This is a genomic window from Dyadobacter sp. Leaf189 (genome assembly GCF_001424405.1).
Classification (GTDB): Bacteria; Bacteroidota; Bacteroidia; order Cytophagales; family Spirosomataceae; genus Dyadobacter.
The window spans coordinates 1,364,292-1,383,428 of record NZ_LMPS01000001.1 but is presented as its reverse complement, the minus strand read 5'-3'; the positions used below and the strand labels follow the sequence as shown (position 1 = coordinate 1,383,428).

Genomic DNA, 19,137 nt, shown 5'->3' with positions numbered 1-19,137 from the left:
ATTAAAAACCAAGATTGATCCCAACTGTGTAGCTTCTTGTAATAGGATAGTTACCCAGGTCGATACCGAAGTTGGTATCTGCACTTCCGCCCACACCTGGATCCAGACCTTTGTATTTGGTTACGGTAAACAGGTTGTTGGTAGAAGCGAATATTCTCACCTTCTGCATGCGGATCTTGCTCAGCAGGTTTCCTGGCAGCGTGTAGCCCAATGTCAGGTTTTGCATTCTGAAGAAACTTCCGTCTTCCACATAGAATGAGTTGGACTGTGTGTTGGTACTGAAGTTGGAAGTGCTTTCGAAGATCGGCGTTTCAGTGTTTGTATGGTTAGGCAACCATGAATCTTTCACGCGGGCACTTACAGCAGCACCGGTAAATGAAGGATAGAAGTCTGTAAACCATTTTGAAACGTTGAAGATCTTGTTACCGATCGAGGTATACAGATAAGTCTCAACATCGAAACCTTTGAAAGTAAACTTCAGATTGACACCACCTGTGAATTTTGGAACCGGGCTGCCGAGGTAAGCACGGTCGTCAGTTGTGATCGCACCGTCGCCATTGATATCCTCATAACGGAAGCGGCCTGGGGCTGCTCCTTCCTGAGTAGCAGCTGCATCCACCTCTGCATCGTCTTTAAACAAGCCTACCACTTTGTAACCGTAGAATGAAGATATGGAGTAACCAATCTGATTTCTGATCGGCTTAATTCCACGAAAATCAGGGTTAACAGTCAAATATTCGATTCCAGGAGCAAGTGATTCGATGTTGTTTTTCAAAACACCGGCAGTAAAGTTGAACTCGTAGCCCAGATCATTGGTAATGCGGCCGCGGGTAATCACCTGCAAGTCAATCCCTTTGTTAGACATTTTACCTACGTTAACCGAAGGAACAGCTGCGTCGTATCCGGCAGTTGCAGTTACCGGAACCTGGAACAACAGGTCTTTGGTATCTTTTTGCCAGAAATCCACGATAATGTCCAGTTTGCCTTTCAGGAATGTTCCGTCGATACCGATGTTCTTGGTGATACTGGTTTCCCATTTCGCATCCCGGTTTCCGATACGTGTACGGTAGTAACCTTCCAATGCGCTGGAATTGGTACCATTTAAATCGTAAGAAGATTGGCCCAGGCTTGCACCGTACAAGCTGTACTGGTTGTTAGGGTCTACGTTGTTAGAGTTACCCATCAAACCATAACCACCTCTAACTTTAAGTTCTGTAATAAATGGAATTCCCTTCATGAAGTTCTCGGAAGAAAGTCTCCATGCTGCAGAGAATGCAGGGAATACCCCGTAACGGTTGTTAGATCCGAAGCGTGAAGAACCATCGCGACGCACAACTCCTGTTACGATATACTTGTCATTGAAAGTGTAGTTAGCTCTGGCGAACAATGAATAGAAGTTTACGCCTTTGTAAAAGTCACTTCCTACGATCCGCGAACCTACATTGTTCATATTAATGTAGTTGATGTCCGTAGAGAATGGGTTCAAGCCGGAAGAGTTCTGGTTTTTACCTGCGCCGCTGTTCAATGCTTCCTGACCAAGCAACAAATCCAGGTTATGTAGTCCGAATTGCTTTTTGAAGTTCAGGGTATTGGTAAATGTCCACGCAAAACGGTGGCCGGATCCTTCATTGTAACCGAATGCAGAGTTATTTTCCGAGTTCTCGTACTGCAACCTGTTAAATCCGCGGTTGGCATAATTGCTGTACTGAGCACCAATGCTGGATCTGAATGTAAGTCCCTGGATAATGTCAACCTCTGCATAGAAGTTACCGAAGCCATTTCCTGCAAATGCATTGTTGTCTTTCAAACCATCACGTGCGGCAACCGGGTTTCTAGGGTTGTTAAATCCTTTGGCAGCTGTACCGGCATATCCACCGAACTCATCATAGACAGGGATAATGGAAGGCATACGGAAAGCTGAAAGAATGTCATTTTCATCAGCCGCAACACCCTGACCACCATTTCCTCCACCAAGACCAAGTACCTGCAGATAAGTAAACTGTGCATTCTGCCCGATCCGAACATTTTTCAACACATCAAATTCAGTGTTAATGCGGAATGCGTAGCGTTTGAAGCTGTTATTGAGCAGAATACCTTTTTGATCCTGCGCACTGAAACCTGCATAAACACGGCTATTCTCACCGCCGCCTGAGAAACCCAGGGTGTGACGCTGCAATGGCGCATTTCTTGTAACCGCATCATACCAGTCAGTACCCTGCTTGTTTGCACGAACTACCTGATAGATCGTACCGGCAGCAGGATTAATGTTGTATTTCTTACGCTCTGCTTCCAGGTCCAATGTACCTCTCACGCCGGTAGCTCCGCCTACGTTAATATAATCCGGTAAAACCGGGGTATCGCCTGTTCCATACTGGCCTTGTGCCACGCTGTTGAATTTTGGCAGCGAGTCACCCTGAAATGCATCGTTTCTGATCGCCTGCCAGGTCCAGTCAGCCTGTTCCTGCGGGTTCAGCATCGGCTGGCCTTTTCCTGGTGTTGTAAAACCAAACAGACCATCGTAAGTGATAGAGAGCTTTTTAGCTTTCTTGGTACCTTTTTTGGTTGTGTAAACGATTACACCGTTCGCTGCACGTGCTCCGTAAATGGAAGCCGCCGCCGCATCTTTCAATACCGTAGTTGATTCAATGTCATCTGGGTTAAGGAAGTCAGTTGAATTTGTAGGTACCCCGTCCACCACATACAGTGGTTCGTTACCACCGAATGCACCAAAACCACGCACGCGGATCTGGCTTGTAGTTCCCGGCTGGCCGTTTGTAATTACTGTTACCCCGGCAACACGTCCCTGCAGCTGCTGCTCAACGTTACCCGATGGCGTAGCCGTCAAGTCTTTTGACTTTACTGTCGATACCGCACCAGTTGTCTCGCGGCGGCTGTCGACGGTGTAACCGGTAACAATCACCTCTTCAAGCGCAGATACATCGTCGTCCATTCTGATAGACAATGAACTCTGATTCCCAACCACCACTTCCTGGGTTTTGTAACCCACAAAACTTACAATGAGCGTAGCGTCAGGAGAATTGACAGTCAGTGAAAACTCACCATCTGCATTGGTGTTGGTACCGCTTTGCGTTCCTTTCACTACTACTGTCGCGCCCGGAATTCCCGTTCCTGCCACGTCAGTAACCTTTCCTGTAATTTTTCGATCCTGAGCAACTGCGACGAGCGCCGCGAAACTGAGCATGAAGGAGAATAAGACACTCCAGCGGGAGTTCTTGTAAATTCTTTTCATAGTTTTCTATTAGGTTAATAATTTATTAAGCAATCAAATCTATTATTATTCGGACAATTAATTGTCTGTTTGCCACTAATATTTTCATTCGAATATATTTTAGTATTATAAAAAGATAAAATAATGTCATACCCTATGTTCAAAAGTGCATTTACAGCCTGTTTAAGCGGTTCACGTTATGAGTAACTGTTGTACGATTTTAGCTATGCCGCTGATAGTTGCACTTCAAAAGATGAAAATCCTACCGGTGTCTTTTCTGAGGATCAGGGTAGCCGGACTGGTGCTGTCCGCATTGACAATCGCCTTCGCCGGGTGCAAGTCTGCAGGCGAAAAAAAGCACGTGGAAGAAGGGCGCGAGCTGGCCAAAGTGTACTGCACAAACTGCCATCAGCTCCCCGACCCCGGGCTGCTTAACAAAGCGACCTGGCGCGACGCAGTACTCCCGGCAATGGCCGAAAAACTTGGCATCGAGGTACTGGAAGGAAACATGTACCTGCACAGTAAATCGTCGGCACTTTCCTCACCCGACTGGCAGAAAATCCTGGCATTTTACGAAACACTTGCGCCAGATTCACTCACGCAAATCGCTCAAAAACAGCCAGAAATAATGAAAAATGGACTGTTTTCTATCAGGAAGCCGGCCGAAGATTCGGCTGTGGCGAGTACTATGCTGGTCAGGATCGATACCGCGACGCACTCCGTTTTTTCAGGCGCTGCCATGGAGCCGGCGATATTTTCTTACAATGCAAAGCTTCGTAAAAGTCTGCTCAGCAAACTCGCCTCGCCTCCGGTCGACATGCATATTCCCGCAGAAAAAGGAGCATTGAATCTGCTCACCTGCATGGGCGGGATGAGCGCATCGGACGAGACGAAAGGGCAGGTAATTTTGCTTGAAAAACATCCCGGACCGAAGCTGCAATTTTTGTCAAAAGGATTGATCCGCCCCATTGAAACCCGGCCGATCGACAGCAATCGGGACGGACTTACTGATTATACGATCTGCGCATTCGGGCATAACCAGGGAGGATTGTACCTGCTTAAACAATTAAGCGACGGGAATTTCACAAAACAGGTAATCCGGGAAATGCCAGGAGCAACGTACACCAATATACGTGATATCAACAACGATGGCTGGCCGGACATAGTCGCACTCTTCGCACACGGCGACGAAGGGATCTGGCTTTTTACAAACGACCGGAAAGGCGGGTTCACAGAAAAGAACATCCTGCGCTTTCCTCCGGTGTTCGGGTCAAGCAGTTTTCAGCTAGCCGATGTAAATCAGGACGGGCTGGAAGACATCATCTACACAGCTGGCGACAACAGCGATTATTCCCGCATTCTCAAACCTTACCACGGTTTGTACATTTTCACGAATACGGGAAATTTCACTTTTAAACAAACCTTCTTTTATCCCATAAACGGCTGTACAAAAGCGATTGCAGCAGATTTTGATAAGGACGGAAAGCTGGATATTGCTACGATTGCATTCTTCGCAGATCTCAAAAACAAATCATTTGAGAAATTTTTGATTTTTAGTCAGGATCAAAAAAGCGGTGTTTTCACGCCAAAGCGGCTTCCGGTTGATCAGCTGGGGCGATGGATTTGTATGGACGCGGCAGACTGGGACAGTGATGGCGACATTGATATTGCACTGGGAAACTTTTCGCGGGGCTTTCTGAACCAGGATCGCGTGCAGCCCGACTGGAACACCAGACTTCCCTTCATTATTCTGGAAAACATCAGCGTCGCGAACATTCCCCGGTAGCTAATCCTCCCGCTTCCAGTCAGCGGGAAGCAGATTGGCAAAGCGGTCATTGCCGAGATCACCTGCAATCTCAAATCCCATTGGCATCACCACCCAGCCTTGCGGGGTTACCACCATATATCCCTGCGGCATGGAGATCTGCGTGTAGGAAAAGGGCATATCCGAATAGGGAGAGCGACCACGTTTTTGCATGTTAAACACTTCCAATGTCGTTTTTGAAACGATCAGCCGCTCCGTCGAGAGCTCTCCCGGACGCACAAGCCGCATTCCTCTCACCTGCTCGATCCGGTTGTTCAAATGGTTTTTGATGGTATTGTAACCCGGCGCACTTCGCACTGTATTGAAACGGCGCAGTGAATCGGGAATAACCTGGTACACCTGAAATCCCTCTTCGCGCAGGCTGTCTGACACCATACTTGCGATCAGGTGTTTGAGTGAGCCACGATAAGCAACCTTCTGGTTTTCGCGCCAGCGCATTTTCTGAGCCTCATCTTTGGGTACCAGGAGTTCAAAGCGCGTGCTTCCGCCATAGTACACCTTACCGGCGAAGTAGTCGAAATCATCCAGATCCTGGTGAATGCGGTAACCAAGTGCCTGATTCTCGATGATCAGCGCATTGGTTGTTTGTGCGCTGAGGTGACCATTATCGTCCAGGGAAATGCGGAGTACTTCGGGGTTGATAATTTTGCAAAGCTTGCTGAACTGGTTGTTTCCCAGCAGCTCTCTGGTAATAACTTTCAGATGTTTTTCACGCTTTTTGTCTTTCCGGGCATAAACGGTAACGCCTTGCAGCTCCATTCCCTCCTTCAACTTAAACAGCACCGTTTTGGTACCAGGCTGCTCGAAGCGCAAGGTTTGCTTGATCGTTTCGTAGCCGAGAAACGACACCGCCAGTTCGAGGTTGCCGATCTGGAGATTAGGCAGTTTGTAGTTTCCATTCTCATCCGCATTGGTCCCAATGGACGAATTGTTGATAAAAACGTTGGCAAAAGGAAGCGGCTTTCCCGTTTTCTCATCCGTGACCTTGCCCACCAGCGTAACAGTGGCCGGCTGCTGTGCGAGAGAAATATGACCCGCTAAAAGAAGCAGCAAGAGCAGCATTCCAGCCTGTTTACAAAAAATCAAATATCTGAACCGGGGAGTGGGCCGCATTAATAAACTTGCTTTTTTGCCAAAGATAAAGTGAAGTGTTTAAAACCAATGGTTATGTATGTTGATAAAAAAAGTCCGTCGCGCACAATCAGGAAATCAGATCGCACGCAACGGACTTAACATGGCCAAATCAGGGAGTAGTTTTAAGCGTAACGTTCCGCTGAGATGAAGGGAGACCATTCTCTGCGATCACTTCCGCAAACAGCACTACGGTCGCATTTCTGGACTGGGGTGCCTTTACAGGTACCTTAACAACATAATTCCGCAGCTCAGTATCGTATTTCTGAATCCCCGCTGGCAATGTGGCAAGAAGTGTCTGCGTGCCGGTGGTGGTAGCTGCGCTATATACCTTGAATTCCCGCACTCCGATCTCCGAGGTGTATTCGATGTTGACATTGACCGTCGTGGCAGAATCTACCGTGATACCGGGCTGCAACACGCCCGCCGCCGAGTACACTTTTGTATCACCAAGCCACAAAACAGCAATCTGAGCGACTTTCCCGTTACTTACCAATAAATCGTCAAACAGGTCCGGCTCTTTGTAGCAGGAACTCAGGAATAGGAGGACAAACATTGGCGCACAGACTAATCTGATATATTTCTTCATAATCGTTTTCAGTTGTGGGTGAAAAAATTATTTGGTAAAAAGCCACATGGGCACCGCCGGATCTTTCTGATTAGCCTCTACCGACTTTGAATTGCGGGTAATCTCCGAATCCGGGTAGCGCATCCGCTGAATGCGGTTTCCCTGCAAATCGGGATTGACATTTGTGGGCATTGGAAAATCCAGGTAATTGTACTTCCTGATATCAGTCCAGATATCGCCGATCAGCAGCATCGCCTTAAACTTCTCTGTAATAATGTGCTTCAAAGTAAGCTTCCCTGCCCCTGCATTCACCGGCGACGAGGCGATGTAGGTGGCGATATCTGCATTGGAAACGCCCACTTTCCGCATATTGGCCGTGATCATTTCCAGGTAAGCACCGTAGCCGCTTGCGGTAGTACCAGCCGAAATTTCGGTACCTCCATTGAGCAGAAAACGCGCCTCCGCCTCGATCGCGGCCAGCTCGGCGTAAGGCATCATTACCAGCGGCGAGTTAATGCCCGAGTGCCAGGATGCGGCAGTAAGGTCCACCGTTGAGCCGCTGCCTGAACCAGGTACCACACCTGCGTAAACGGTCTGACTGCCTTTCAGCGAAATCACTTTCGGCAACCGCGGATCAACGACGCCCTGCTTTTCTCCATTCATCAGATCCACAAAGGTATTCGTGAAGGTAACCGACAAATTGCTCGTAGTATTCGGGATCGCAACGCGACTGTACCACGGGTTCAGGTTTTTGGAATTGTATTGCAGCTGAAAATCATCTTCGTTGCCTGTCATTCCTTTTTCCAATGCATCCAGTGCCGCCTGCGCAGCTGCTTGAGGGTTCTTTTTCGATAAATGCATGGCATACCTGGCTTTCAACGAATATGCCAGCTTTGTCCATTTGGAAACATCGCCCCCATAAATAAGGTCGTCAGCGACAGGTTTAGCGCCGCCGGTCTTGCCCAGCTCAGTAACAGCTTCATCGAGCAGCCGCTGCATGCTTTCGTAAATTTGCTGCTGGGTATCATAAGCCGGCGTAAAGTTTTTCTGGTCAGCCTGGGAAAAAGGGACATTCTCCCAGCTCACAGTAGCAAGTCCGAGATTGTATGCCATTAAAACTTTGGCAATACCCACATAAGCCGGCGCATTTTCGCTGGTACCCTTTTGAATAATCGCATTCAATTGCGGCACAACGTACAAATAGGTATTCGTCCATCCCAGCGTATTATCCGTTTCAGCATAGGTATCAATCCCGTTTGCTCCGATCGCATTGCCGAGCTGCTGCGCATACTGGCAGGCCACATAAGCCTGCTGGAAACTCGCCTCGCCGGTATAAAATTGAGCAGTTGGCAATAATTCCTGCAAACTTGCTTCCGCTTTCAGGGTCGGATCTACATTAATGTCCAGAAATTGATCGCAGCCTGCCAGAAACAGCATAGCGGCGCACATTGTCAATATTTGTTTCAAAGATTTCATAGGATCAGAAGTTAACATTTACGCCAAGCTGAAAACTCTTCGTAGCAGGATTGTTCCTGCCCACAAAACCGATCAGGTTTGTGCCTGAACCAAACGTAAGCGCCTCCGGATCATAGCCGCGAAAAGGTGTATTGAGGTAAAGATTTGTCCCGGTAAAACTGAACCGGACACCCCCTTTGAAAACGGTATTCGCAATCAGGTTCTTGGGCAATGCATAATTAAGGCTGACTGTCCTGAGCCTGAACCACGATCCGTCCTGAATATTAAAATCGGCTGCATTGCCCATGTAGCGGGCAGTGGAAGGATTGTAAAATGCGTCGTCGAGTACTACTGCTTTTGTATTCGGCACATAAGTAACTTGTCCGTCCGCACCTTTTTGCTCAACAACTCCCTTGAACACCACCTGTTCGTACCTTCGCTCCGTGATTTTGATCGACCCTGCACGGAATGCATTTCGTTCACCCAGATCAACCACATTGCCGCCCTGCCGCCATTCCAGCAGGAAAGACAAGCCCAGGCCTTTGTAGTTGAATGTGTTGGTCAACCCGGCTGTCCAGTCTGGCAATGCATTGCCGTAGGGCGTCGTTACCAGGCTCGTCAATGGAAATCCGTTTGCCTGGATCAGCTTCTGGCCGTCTGGTGCACGCATGTAGTCGAGCCCCCACAGATCACCCACTTTGCTCCCCTCGCGCACCTTCAATACCCCCCGGCTTCCATTATCGAAGTACGAAATCTCTTCCAGTTCATCAGGCATATCGATTACCCTGCCCGACATTTTGGTAAAATTGAGGGACATATCCCAGGTAAAACGGGAAGTCTGCACAGGTTTATAGGATACCAGCAGTTCCACGCCCTTGTTCCTGATCAAACCAATGTTGGTATAATAAAATGAGTATCCCGATACATTCGAAACCGGCGCCCGCACAATCTGGTCCTTGCTGTCCATTGTAAAATAGGTCGCATCAAGCATCAGCCTGTTTTTGAAAAACCTTAGTTCAGTACCAAATTCAATGGATGTTGTACGCTCCGGTTTAAGATTATCCGACGCAGTTGTAGACCGCCGCACATATCCGGGCACCGCATTATTGAATGGAAAATTATCCGCGATCTCATAATACGCGCCAATGACGTAAGGATCGGTACCTTTCCCAACCTGAGCCCAGGATGCACGCAGCTTACCATAAGTCAGGAAATTGTTTTTGGGAAGATTTTCAGTGAAGATGTAACCGGCACTGAATGAGGGGTAAAAGAACGAATTACTGGCAGTAGGCAGCGTGGAAACAATATCATTCCGGCCCGTTGCATTCAGGTAAAGCATTTCCTTATAGCTCAGCTTTGCATCCGCAAAAAAGCTGACAATGCGGTATTGGAGCGGAGAGTAAGGTCGCACTTGCTGGTTCCGGTAGCTGCTGATTTCGTCCGTGAATGGAGTTCTCCAACCTTCTCCGCGTTCATAGTAGCTGTTGGGCCGCCTGCTGTCCACAACTGAATTCCCGACCATCAACGAACCGTTCCAGTTCTCATTAAACTGTTTGGATGCAGTCACATAAAAGTTGGAGTTGATCTCGCGGTAATTGATGTATTCTTTGATCAAAAAACCTTTCACGGCTGTCCCGACGTCGAAAGTACTGTCTACCTGCCGGAACCTGCGCTCGTTAAATGCGTCGAACGTAAGCTGGTACTTCGCTGTCAGCCAGTCCGCTATTTTATAATCAAGGGTTATATCGGCGATATAGCGGTCCACTTTATCGATCCTCGGGCTTTTTTCCACCAGGTACCTCGGATTATCTGTAAAACCTGGCAACAGGTTTTTGTAAGAACCATTCGCATTAAGGTAATCATTGACATCGTAGGTATTAGGCCAGTAAGCCAAAGCACTGAAAATGGACTTATCCCCCGCCGGTGGCCGCTTCCCGCCCGACCGGATGTAGTTGAAAGACCCTGAAACCGAGAAGTTTTTGGCCAGGTTATATGTTCCGGCCAATTTCCCCGATGTTCGCGAAAAATCAGTAGTAGGCACGATCCCCTGCTGATAAGTATTGCCTACCGAAAAGTAAATGTTCCCCTTTTCCCCGCCTTTGGTAATGGAGACGTTGTTGTTGGTGCGATAACCGGTCTGGTAGAATCCCCTGAAATTGTCATAAATATTGTCGGTGCTATTACCGATAATGGAAGGCCCGAACGATTGGTAAGGTGTACGTTGCCTCACCTCCGTAGGCGAGATAAATTCCCCGAACCTGCCCTGAATGAAACGCGTCTGAATATCCGGCGATTTGCCCAGCACATCCATACCGCCGGAGAGAGAGACGGAAACATTCATCTTACCCGATTTCCCTCTCTTTGTTGTGATAATAATAGCGCCATTGGACGCACGCAGTCCGTAAAGGGCAGTCGCTGCGGGACCTTTCAACACCGACATACTTTCAATATCATCGGGGTTAATGTCGGCGGCGCGGTTGGTATTGGCAAATTGCTCTGACGCACCGGGAGAGGCTGAGCCTGCACTGGGAAGCGGGTTGCCGGCAGTAGTTGCATTGCTGATGATAATCCCGTCTATGACAAACAGGGGCTGGTTATCGGCGCTGCCGCTCAGCGAAGTGATACCTCTCAGGATAATATTCACCCCGGCTCCCGGGGCACCACCCGACCCTGTGATCACGGCCCCGGCTACCTTTCCCTGCAATGCACCGATCATATTAGGGTTTCCCGAGTTCCGGATCTCGTCTGACTTAATGGATTGTACCGAGTACCCGATCGCGCGTTTTTCCTGCGTCTGCCCAAGTGCAGTGACAACAACTTCATTCAAAATCGAAGCTTCTGATTGCAAGGTTACATTGACAACCTGCTGTCCGCCTGCAACAATCTCTGTGCGCTTGAAGCCGATAAAGCTGAAAACCAGCGTACTTCCCTGCGCAATCTGGATCGTATAATCTCCATGCTCATTGGTGGAAGTACCTTGCGAACTTCCTTTCACACTGACGCTGACTCCCGGGATCTCACTCCCCTCCTGGTCGCGCACCTTTCCTGTTACAGTCCCGGTTTGCGCATGTACGGCAATCAACGGAACAAGCCAAAAGAGCAGGAGCACACCTAACCTGCTGTGTAGTAGTTTATTCATTCTGTTAGTTAAGTTTGTTGTGACTTACAATGTAATTTAATATTCTTTCTACGAAAAGTATCAATGGCAATTATCCGAAATAATCCTGCGGTCACATAGCGAGGACAAAGTGCTTTGCTGGAGTGTCTATTCAAACCCGTTCAAAATCAATCTTGCTGTACTTACGCTGGGCTACCGCTGGCTGATCCAGTTTGAGACATTCTCGAAACTCAACCGGGCATTGCTCTGTCAACACCGCACAAGGACGAACCTGATCCGTCACAAAAAAACACTGACCCTGAACCACAAGCCTTTCGGAAAGTACCGGATACCACTCAGATCAGCCAGGAGCAGTCGGCAAAAGTGAAAGGAGTTTTGATCGTAAATGGTACATTATACTGGGCGATTACTCCACTAATGAGCTGGGATGATATCAACAATGTCCGGAATGCAGTTCACAAGTTTGGCGCTGAACTTGCCATTAATAAAATACAATATGATCCCTTTCAGCACTTCATTACTTCCGTCTCCATCCTGACAAGAAGCAGCCGCGGAGGCTCATCTGGCTCTGGCTCCCGCGAAGGTGAAGATGAATTCAGTCCTACCAAAGGTTACTCAGGTTATATTCGTCAGGGAGGAATCGGAATGGGACAGCTCCCTCCATCGCCACTTAGCAATGAACTTACAGACGATTTTGAAAAAGCATTGGTTCTCAAAAAACAAAACGAAGTCGCTTACTTTGAACACAAAGCAACAAGGAAGATAGGGGCCTTCTCCACCACGACTTTTTTGAAGGATGCATTGACAGGTAAGTCAGCAGAGAAACTCTTTTTATCCAAAGGCATTGGAAAATCGACTGACGACAAACTAAGGATAGCAGATACCTACAAAGAGCATGAACTCTATATAAATACCGAGCGCGCCACGTTCCAGGAATTGAATGCATTTCCCATCAATCAGGTTGAGAAGGTGACCGTCATTGATGGTTCTCCCATGAAAATGCTCTTTGTTTATAAAAAATAATGAAGGCGGCTCAAATGGGCCGCCTTCATTTATATACTTACTAATAAAAGCTACTTCAAATTCAGCTCTTCACCGATCGCTTTCACTTTCTCTTTCAAAGAAGCATAAACGCTGTCGAAATCTTCATTTCTTTCCAAAGCGGCGCGTACTCCCACGTAGAACTTGATCTTTGGCTCTGTACCTGAGGGGCGGCAGGTGAATTTGGTACCGTCCTCAGTGAAGAACTGCAATACGTTTGAAGGCTCAATTCCCATTTCACCGGAAGGAATGGAGCTGGTAGTTCCGCTTGCGAAATCTGTTGTAGTCAATGCTTTGTAATCGTCCATTCTGATTACCGGCGAGCCTGCGATTGTTTTTGGTGGATTTGCCCTGAAATCGGCCATCATCTGTTGAATTTCATCGGCACCGGTTTTTCCCTTTTTAGTCAATGAGATCAGCCCTTCGTAGTAGAAACCGAATTGCTTGTAGATTTCCATTAACATATCAAAAAGGCTCAGACCTTTGTCTTTCGCGTAAGCAGTCAGCTCGGCGATCATTGCACAGGAAGCGATCGCATCTTTATCACGCACAGCGTCACCGATCAGGTAACCATAACTCTCTTCGCCACCGCCGATAAACTGCTCTACACCCTCTTTTTCCCTGATTACCTGGGCGATATACTTGAATCCGGTCAGGGTATTATAACAGTTGACGTCGAAAGCCGCCGCCATTTTGTCGATCAAATCAGTGGTCACGATCGTTTTGCAGACGAACTGTGTACCTGTCAGCTTACCTGCATCTTTCCACGCATTCAAGAGATAATAGATCAATACGCTCGCTGTCTGGTTTCCATTCAAAAGCTGGATTTCGCCGTGGTGGTTCTTCACTGCGATACCTACCCTGTCGGCATCCGGGTCAGTTCCCATTACAAGATCAGCGTCGATCTCTTTTGCTTTTTCAACTGCCTTGGACATCGCTTCGCTTTCCTCCGGGTTTGGGTAAACGACAGTAGGAAACTGCCCGTTACCTTTTGGCTCAGCTTGTTCTTCAATCACCGTCACTGCCTCAAAACCCATTTTTGCGAGTAAGTTCGGAACCAATGTAACACCAGTTCCGTGCAACGGAGTATAGACAATTTTCAGATCTTTCTGACGGGCCAGCGCGTCTTTCGAAATGGACAATGAAAGAATATGGTTAATATATTTTTCATCGATTTCAGTACCGATTTTCGTGATTTTGGAAGCATCTCCGTCGAACTTAACTTCGTCAATCGACTGGATTGCATTCACTTCCCCGATGATATTGGTATCATGCGGCGCAACTACCTGAGAACCATCGTCCCAGTAAGCTTTGTATCCGTTGTATTCTTTCGGGTTGTGAGAAGCTGTTACTACCACCCCGCTTTTGCAACCCAGCTCGCGGATCGCGAAAGAAAGCTCCGGCGTAGGGCGTAACGATTCAAACAGATATACGCTGATCCCGTTTGCTGAGAAAATATCTGCGATAATGCGTGCAAATTCGTCAGACTTAATGCGGCTGTCGTGTGCAATCGCCACTTTGATCTCTTCGCCAGGAAAAGCTTTGTTCAGATAGTTAGCTAATCCCTGCGTGGCAGTACCGACTGTGTAGCGGTTCATTCTGTTTGACCCAATCCCGATCAATCCACGAAGTCCGCCGGTCCCGAATTCAAGGTCTTTATAAAATGCATCCGTCAGCTCGGTATCATTTCCTTCATCTATCAGTTGCTGAATGGATTGTTTCGTATCGATATCGTAATCACCGCTTAGCCAGCTGTTTACTTTGGCCATTACACTCGGTTCTAGATTTGCAGTCATAAGTAGTTGAAGTATGATTTGATTTTAAACTTATACCAGTGATTTTTTGTCGACGCCGGCTTCTTCGGTCGCGTCTTCTTTAACTGTTTCTTTCGCGGTTTTGTGGATCAATTCTGCAACAAGCCCCGTCCATCCGGTCTGGTGACTGGCGCCGCAGCCACGACCATTGTCCCCATGAAAATATTCATAAAACAGCACGTGATCATTGAAGTTGTTGTCCTTTTGCATCTTCTGATCGTGCCCGTAAACTGCCCGGTTTCCTTCGGTATCCTTCTTGAAAATGTCTATCAACCGACAGGCAATTGCCACAGCCGCTTCTTTAATAGTCGCCAGGTTACCCGAATTGGTAGGATACTCTACCATAAAATCCTCGCCATAATAAGCATGGAATTTCATCAGCGAGTCAAAAATGAGGTAGTTCAATGGAAACCAGATCGGTCCGCGCCAGTTGGAATTACCTCCCATAATATCGGTAAGTGCCTCCGCCGGGGTATAATCTACCTGTAAAACCTCGCCGTTGATATAAAACTTGTAAGGGTTCTGCTCGTGGTATTTGGACAACGCACGTACACCGTAATCTGAAAGGAATTCACTCTCGTCGAGCATTCTCTTCATGATCATTTTCATCCGGTGGCCGCGCAGGATCGATAGCAAGCGGTTTTCACCTTTGCCAGACTCAAACCAGCGCGATATCAATCTTGCCAGGTCAGGCCTGTTAGCCAGTACCCATTCAACCCTCCTTTTAAAAACAGGCAATTTATCCAGGTTCTGAGGATCAAGGATTTCGACTGCAAAAAGTGGTATCAATCCCACAATCGACCTGACTTTCAGCAGGATACTCTGTCCATTCGGAATGTGGATCACGTCATAGTAAAACTGGTCTTCCTCATCCCACAAGCTGATCGACGAATTCTTCCCGCCAATGGATTCCATTGCACCCGCAATATGCAGGAAGTGCTCGAAGAATTTAGACGCCATATCCTGGTACACGGGATGAACAAGCGCCACTTCAACCGAAATCCGAAGCATATTCAGCGTGTACATCGCCATCCAGCCCGTTGCATCAGCCTGTTGCAGCTTTCCGCCAAAAGGCATTGGAGTAGATCTGTCGAACACCCCGATATTATCCAGCCCTAGGAACCCGCCGCTAAAAATATTGTTCCCGGTATCATCCTTCTGGTTGACCCACCAGGTAAAGTTCAGGAGCAGTTTGTGAAATATCTTTTCAAGAAACTGGATATCCCCTACTCCATTGTTCTGCTCACGGTCTATCTCATACACTTTCCAGGTAGCCCAGCCGTGAACTGGCGGGTTCACATCTGAAAAATTCCATTCATAAGCAGGTATCTGCCCGTTGGGGTGCATATAGTACTCGCGGAGCAGGATTTCGAGCTGTCTTTTGGCAAAATCCGCGTCTACCCTCGCAAGCGGCACGCAATGGAATGCCAGATCCCAGGCTGCAAACCACGGGTACTCCCATTTGTCGGGCATTGAAATGATATTTGCCGCATACAAATGCTTCCAGCCCGAGTTACGGCCCCATTTTCGTCCCTGATTAGGTCCGGGCTGAGCAGGATCACCTTTCAGCCACTCGTATACATTGTAGTAATAAAACTGCTTGCTCCAAAGCATTCCGGCATAAGCCTGGCGCTGAATGGACCTTAAATCAGCATCAGAAACATCACGCTGCAAGTCGTCATAAAACTCGTCAGCCTCGCGGATCCGCTTTGCAAAAAGATCTTCAAAACCACCGAAAGGCTCAGAAATGGTGTGGTTAACAAACCGCAAACGGAATACTTCGCTGCTGCCTGCTTTTACCGTGCGGGTAAACCGGGCAGAAGCTTTGGTACCAATGTGATTAGGATTAACTGTGTTCGTTTTGCCTCCCGATACAATATAATCGTTGATCCCGTCTTTCGGATAAGCTGTGTTATTGGCAGTACCGTATAGCTTTTTGAAGTTTGTTTCATTCTCACAAAACAGCAGCTCGTCGGCATTATCCAGGTAAAGGTTGTATTTCCCGTGCTTCCGGTGCGTCACTTCTACCAAACGGTTAGAAATGCCGTTCATGATCGGTTTGTAATTGAAGGCTTCATAACCCCACGACCACGTATTCCGGAACATAATGGTAGGTAACACGGTAATCGGAGCATCTACCGGGCCGCGGTTAAATACCGTGACTTTCATCATGATATCTTCCTCATCTGCCTTCGCGTGCTCGATGAAGATGTCAAAGTAATCGTCATTTTCAAAGACGCCAGTATCCATGATTTCGTATTCAGGATCCTGCTTTCCCCGTCGGCCGTTTTCCTGGCGCAGCTTGTCGTAAGGAAAAAGCTGCTGCGGGTATTTGTAGAGCATTTTAGTGTAAGAATGCGTGGGGGTACTATCGAGATAATAGTACATTTCCTTCACATCTTCACCGTGGTTAGACTCCCTGTTGGTAAGTCCGAATATCCGCTCTTTTAAAATCTTGTCTTTATGGTTCCAAAAACCGAAGGAAAGGCAGATATGCTGCTTATTATCAGAAAACCCGCCAATTCCGTCTTCGCCCCACCTGTATGCTTTTGACAAAGCCATTTCGTGGGTAATGTAATTCCAGGCATCACCGTTTCCGCTGTAATCTTCCCTTACAGTTCCCCACTGGCGTTCGGACAAATAAGGCCCCCATTTCTTCCATCCCTTATTATCCTTTTGAAGGCTTAATCTTACCTTTTCAGCGCCGTTTGCCATTAATATTTATGTTATCGAAAGGAATGAATCTCGTTGTAAAATCTACCCAATTTAAAAAACCGGTCACCAAAAACACCAAAAACAGGTAGAAAATTGAAAACCCGCAATCCTATCAGGCATTTAATTGCATCGCTGCCAGGTCGGGATAGGACGATACCTCGAAGGAAACGTTGCCTGCGTAAAACCGCGTTAGCTGCTCTGCACGGGCAGATGTTTCAGAAAGTAACGGGTGGCGTTCCACTTTCAGCAGTGCCTCTACTTCCGTTACATATTCTTTGAACATAAGCGGGGTGGTAAGTTTGTAAATTTGTCCGTCGCTTGCTTTCAAAACGGGCACGGGCTGCGTAGTTCCCTGTGCATTCAGTGCGCCAAAACGAAGACGGGCATTGATATACTCTTCGTCCGTAGCACCGAAAACGATGTACTCAACCGGCTTTGCAATCGCATTGTTTGCATTGATCTTCTCGTCGAGCCCGGCAAGCAAAGCACGAAGCGCCCAGGTGTTTTTGCCCGTTCTGATCCGTTCACGGATAGACTGGCGAACGAGGTAAGTAAGTGCCTGCGTTACATTCAGCCCGATTTCGGCCATTTGTTTGAATATAAAAGAGGTCGGCGACATACCCGGAATCGTATTAGGATCATGAAGCAGAATGCGTCCGTCCTCGGTCAGAAAACCGTCGATACGCACACATACATCGATTCCGAGCTGCTCAAAAACCTGTGCGATTACCTGCTGGATTTCCTGATTTTTTTCAAGTGAAGTATCAACGGGAATGCGCTTACGGCTGGCGCCGGGCTTGTATTTGGCATTAAAATCAAAAACCTGTACCATTTTGATCACCTCACTCGGCGGCAATGCAAGTGGCTTTCCGTCGTCAAATTGAATGCAGCCGCACGAAAACTCCTGTCCATTGATATATTCCTCTACGAGCACCTGGTCTTCCGCATTCGAGCTGCTTAATGCTGCCGATGCATTGCCCGCAGCAAAGTAGGTATCCAGCTCAGCGATCAGTTCGGCAGGATGATAAATGGTTTTGTCTGTTAATACTACCGGAAAGCCGATGCCCTCATCCAGGTTGGCTATCTTCTGTCCCCAGGCTTGCTTCTCGGCACTTCCGAAAGATTTCCAGGTAGCAGCTTCGAGCTCAATCCTGAAAAAACACTGGTTCACTGCGGAGATAAATTCTTCAAGCGAATCCTCTTTCACGATCGCCACGCCGATGGACGAACCCTGGTGCGGCGCCTTGATCACCAGCGGCAGGCCGAGATGCTTTTTAAGTACCTGGAACAACAACGGATATTCGTCCGGGATCCAGCTCTTGTAAGTCAGTGTCCAGCTTTTCTTCTGCTGTCCATTGACCAGCGCAATCATTTCATTTTGTAAAATTTTATCAATACCCACCGCAGATCCCATCAATCCCGGGCCGCTATAAGGGATTTTATACCATTCCAGCAAACCCTGAATGGCGCCATCCTCGCAGTCAGGGCCGTGCATGGCGAGAAATGCGAAATCGAAATGGTTTTTGAATTCTGCGGGTGAGATGATCCTACCCAGCTCAGGCGGCAATGGCTCAGAAGCGAGCTCGGGAAAAGATTCTATATAGGTTTTGAAGCCTGCTTTCTGGTGTGATTTGGGTGGATAGAACTCGCGTATTTCACTGGAATACATCAGTTGCTTTTCAAGCAGGACAAATCGGCCAAAACTGTCAACAAATACAGGTATTGGCTCAAAAAGTGACTTGTCGAGGTACTCAAAAGCTGTTTTTCCACCTGCAAATGATATCTCTCTTTCTCGTGAAGGGCCTCCAAAAAATATTCCGATACGCATAGTATAATCCCGGTTTTTATTCAACACGCGCAAGATAAGCTACTATTTGGGAGGAATCAATCTGTATGAAAAAACTGGCAGGTTTAAAACAGCAAAAGGCAGCTCCCTTTGCTGAGAACTGCCTTTTTCAATGATTTTATATAGATCTGACAGTTAAGCCAGCGCCGGTACGTTTACGGAAACAACCTTGTTAATGTAAGGTACTGCTTTACGAATTGACTCTTCAAGACCCGCACGAAACGTCATAGCGCTCATTGGGCAGCTTTGGCAAGATCCCTGCAATTCAAGCTTCACAATGTTATCATCAGTCAATTCAACAAGTTTCACATCACCACCGTCAGCATGCAAATAGGGCCGCACTGATTCCAGTGCCTGCTCAATAAGTTCTAATGTTTTTTCTTTGGAATCCATTG

General features: G+C 47.6%; 12 protein-coding genes. 3 read left to right on the top strand and 9 right to left on the bottom strand.

What is annotated here, in order from left to right; genetic code table 11:
- Position 1: 1 nt before the first annotated feature.
- Complete coding sequence (locus ASG33_RS05850) at positions 2 to 3,250, bottom strand: TonB-dependent receptor (RefSeq protein WP_056281300.1); 3,249 nt, start codon at positions 3,248 to 3,250, stop codon at positions 2 to 4.
- Positions 3,251 to 3,482: 232 nt separating this feature from the next.
- Between ASG33_RS05850 and ASG33_RS05845 the strand changes: the two genes are divergently transcribed.
- The gene (locus ASG33_RS05845) at positions 3,483 to 5,015 is read left to right on the top strand and encodes a VCBS repeat-containing protein (protein ID WP_162242727.1); all 1,533 of its coding nucleotides are present in this window, start codon (positions 3,483 to 3,485) and stop codon (positions 5,013 to 5,015) included.
- Here ASG33_RS05845 and ASG33_RS05840 read toward each other — a convergent pair whose 3' ends face one another.
- The 4 genes from ASG33_RS05840 to ASG33_RS05825 form a co-directional block, all read right to left on the bottom strand.
- Positions 5,016 to 6,116: a carboxypeptidase-like regulatory domain-containing protein gene (locus tag ASG33_RS05840; RefSeq protein ID WP_056281297.1), complete on the bottom strand. Its 1,101-nt coding sequence runs from the start codon at positions 6,114 to 6,116 to the stop codon at positions 5,016 to 5,018.
- A 181-nt stretch (positions 6,117 to 6,297) separates the two neighbouring features.
- On the bottom strand, positions 6,298 to 6,741 hold the full coding sequence (locus ASG33_RS05835; protein ID WP_229238569.1) for a hypothetical protein: 444 nt from the start codon (positions 6,739 to 6,741) through the stop codon (positions 6,298 to 6,300).
- 60 nt (positions 6,742 to 6,801) lie between these two features.
- A complete protein-coding gene (locus ASG33_RS05830) occupies positions 6,802 to 8,229 on the bottom strand; it encodes a SusD/RagB family nutrient-binding outer membrane lipoprotein (RefSeq protein WP_056283342.1) in 1,428 nt (475 codons plus the stop codon).
- Positions 8,230 to 8,233: 4 nt separating this feature from the next.
- Positions 8,234 to 11,347, bottom strand: a complete 3,114-nt coding sequence (locus tag ASG33_RS05825) for a SusC/RagA family TonB-linked outer membrane protein (protein ID WP_056281293.1) — start codon at positions 11,345 to 11,347, stop codon at positions 8,234 to 8,236.
- Between the two features lie 109 nt (positions 11,348 to 11,456).
- Here ASG33_RS05825 and ASG33_RS05820 point away from each other — a divergent pair, with 109 nt between their 5' ends.
- Together ASG33_RS05820 and ASG33_RS05815 are read left to right on the top strand one after the other, a co-directional pair.
- Positions 11,457 to 11,693, top strand: a complete 237-nt coding sequence (locus ASG33_RS05820; protein ID WP_056281291.1) for a hypothetical protein — start codon at positions 11,457 to 11,459, stop codon at positions 11,691 to 11,693.
- Positions 11,690 to 12,349, top strand: coding sequence for a hypothetical protein (locus ASG33_RS05815; RefSeq protein ID WP_157474586.1), 660 nt, complete (start codon positions 11,690 to 11,692; stop codon positions 12,347 to 12,349). Before ASG33_RS05820 ends, ASG33_RS05815 begins: the two co-directional genes overlap by 4 nt.
- Before the next feature lie 50 nt (positions 12,350 to 12,399).
- On the opposite strand, the gene ASG33_RS05810 is transcribed toward ASG33_RS05815, so the two are convergent.
- From ASG33_RS05810 to ASG33_RS05795, 4 genes are all read right to left on the bottom strand, one after another.
- Complete coding sequence (locus ASG33_RS05810) at positions 12,400 to 14,163, bottom strand: phospho-sugar mutase (protein WP_056281287.1); 1,764 nt, start codon at positions 14,161 to 14,163, stop codon at positions 12,400 to 12,402.
- A gap of 30 nt (positions 14,164 to 14,193) precedes the next feature.
- A complete protein-coding gene (locus ASG33_RS05805) occupies positions 14,194 to 16,896 on the bottom strand; it encodes an MGH1-like glycoside hydrolase domain-containing protein (protein ID WP_056281285.1) in 2,703 nt (900 codons plus the stop codon).
- Positions 16,897 to 17,008: 112 nt separating this feature from the next.
- The gene (locus ASG33_RS05800) at positions 17,009 to 18,724 is read right to left on the bottom strand and encodes a D-alanine--D-alanine ligase (RefSeq protein ID WP_056283338.1); all 1,716 of its coding nucleotides are present in this window, start codon (positions 18,722 to 18,724) and stop codon (positions 17,009 to 17,011) included.
- 153 nt (positions 18,725 to 18,877) lie between these two features.
- Positions 18,878 to 19,135: a NifU family protein gene (locus ASG33_RS05795; RefSeq protein WP_031525838.1), complete on the bottom strand. Its 258-nt coding sequence runs from the start codon at positions 19,133 to 19,135 to the stop codon at positions 18,878 to 18,880.
- Positions 19,136 to 19,137: the final 2 nt, after the last annotated feature.